This is a genomic window from Desulfomonilia bacterium, from assembly GCA_036567785.1.
Taxonomy (GTDB): domain Bacteria; phylum Desulfobacterota; class Desulfomonilia; order UBA1062; family UBA1062; genus DATCTV01.
The window spans coordinates 1-1,871 of sequence record DATCTV010000059.1 but is presented as its reverse complement, the minus strand read 5'-3'; the positions used below and the strand labels follow the sequence as shown (position 1 = coordinate 1,871).

Genomic DNA, 1,871 nt, shown 5'->3' with positions numbered 1-1,871 from the left:
GGAAAACCGCCGGCAAGCCCGGCAACGGACGTCTATTCGCTGGGTTGTGTGCTTTTTGAGATGATCACAAGAAAGATACTTTTCGATGGAAACACGCCGGATGAGATCATCACCCAGCATCTGGTGGACGGGCCGCAGTTCCCCGAAACCTGGCCGGCAGGAACACCATCCGGTTTGATCCAGGTTCTCAAAAAGGCATTAGAAAAAGATCCGGCTAAAAGACAGACGGATGCAGGTCAATTACTGGATGAGATTAAGTGTGCCTATCAATCTATCCATGCAGTAGAAGAAAAGAAATATGAATCGATTCATAATAATAAAACAGCTTCCATCATCAAAGGCATTGACCATAGGGAAAAAATAATTCGAAATTTCTCTGGCAACGAAATGTCAGTTGAAATTGCTCCTGGCGTTACGATGGATTTCGTGTGTGTTCCAGCCGGTGAATTTATCATGGGCAGCGATCCACAAATAGATCATTTAGCAGACAAAGATGAACAACCGCAGCACAGGGTATATCTGGATGAATACTGGATCGGGAAATATCCGGTGACCAACCAACAGTATCAAGCATTCGTTTCAAGCAAGAAGGATGAAAATAAATCTGGCTGGCATTATCAGGAGGGGAAAGAGGATCATCCTGCCGTCAACATCTCGTGGGAGGATGCCAGCATATTTTGCAAATGGATGTGTGCTCAAACAGGACTGAAAATCCGTCTGCCATCCGAGGCAAAATGGGAAAAGGCTGCTCGCGGTACGGACGGTAGAATTTTTCCTTGGGGAAATAAGAAACCAGACAATAATTTGGCAAATTATGGTGGAAATGTAGGGGATACAACGGCTGTTGGCAGCTATCCGGCCGGCGCCAGTCCCTATGGTGCGCTGGATATGGCGGGCAATGTCTGGGAATGGACCGCCGACTGGTATGCAAAAGAATACTACAGCCCATCACTCGCGCGTAATCCGGTTGGACCGCAGACCGGTCGTTATTGCGTACTGCGGGGCGGTTCGTGGAACAGCAGTGATCTCAACACCCGCTCGGCAAGTCGCGACGGGCTCGATCCTTCGGACTGGCTTAGCTATATCGGGTTCCGTTGCGCTTTCTCAGCGTAGGCGTTCTGGCTGCTGGAATTCTGTTTCCTGGCTTCTTCTTCGGGGTTGGGATGCAAAACCTAATCTCAAAGGATTCTCCACCGAAGGGGGATAAATTTTCTTTTAGGAAGGGTTGACAAATTGATTTTCAAAGAAAGGTTATCAATAAGAATCTCTGAGGTTTATGGATGACAACACTCGGCAAATATGAACTGCATGAACAACTGGGTAAAGGCGGATTCGGCATTGTCTATCGTGCCACGGATATGTCACTGGGCAGGGATGTGGCGCTCAAAGTGCTGCATCCGCAGCTCATGGTGGATGAGAATTTTGTGGAACGCTTCAAGAAAGAAGCCCAGGTCCTGTCTGTATTGGAGCATCCGAATATAGTAACGATCTATGAATTGAATGATATCGATGGACGGTTATTTATTGCCATGAGGTATTTGTCCGGCGGCAGCCTGCAAATGAAAATCCAGGAAGGTCCGCTTGCCTGCAAAAAAATTCTGACAATCATGCATCAGCTCTGCACTGGATTACAGGCAGCGCATGAAGATGGATTGATCCATCGGGATATTAAACCGGCCAACATTTTGTTCGACAATCGAGAAGAGGTAATAATCAGCGATTTCGGACTGGCGCGCGCAGTGCAGGTATCGGGAGCATCTTCCAGTCTTGGCATCGTCGGCACTCCGGCCTATCGTGCACCGGAATTATGGCGGGGAAAACCGCCGGCGAGCCCGGCTACGGATGTCTATTCGCTGGGTTGTGTGCTTTTT

The 1,871-nt window shown here is 48.5% G+C and carries 2 protein-coding genes; both read left to right on the top strand.

What is annotated here, in order from left to right:
• Positions 1 to 1,113: SUMF1/EgtB/PvdO family nonheme iron enzyme (locus VIS94_14865; protein ID HEY9162356.1), on the top strand; the 1,113-nt coding region annotated here is incomplete at its 5' end.
• Between the two features lie 167 nt (positions 1,114 to 1,280).
• A partial coding sequence (locus VIS94_14860) for a serine/threonine-protein kinase (protein ID HEY9162355.1) occupies positions 1,281 to 1,871 on the top strand: 591 nt, incomplete at its 3' end.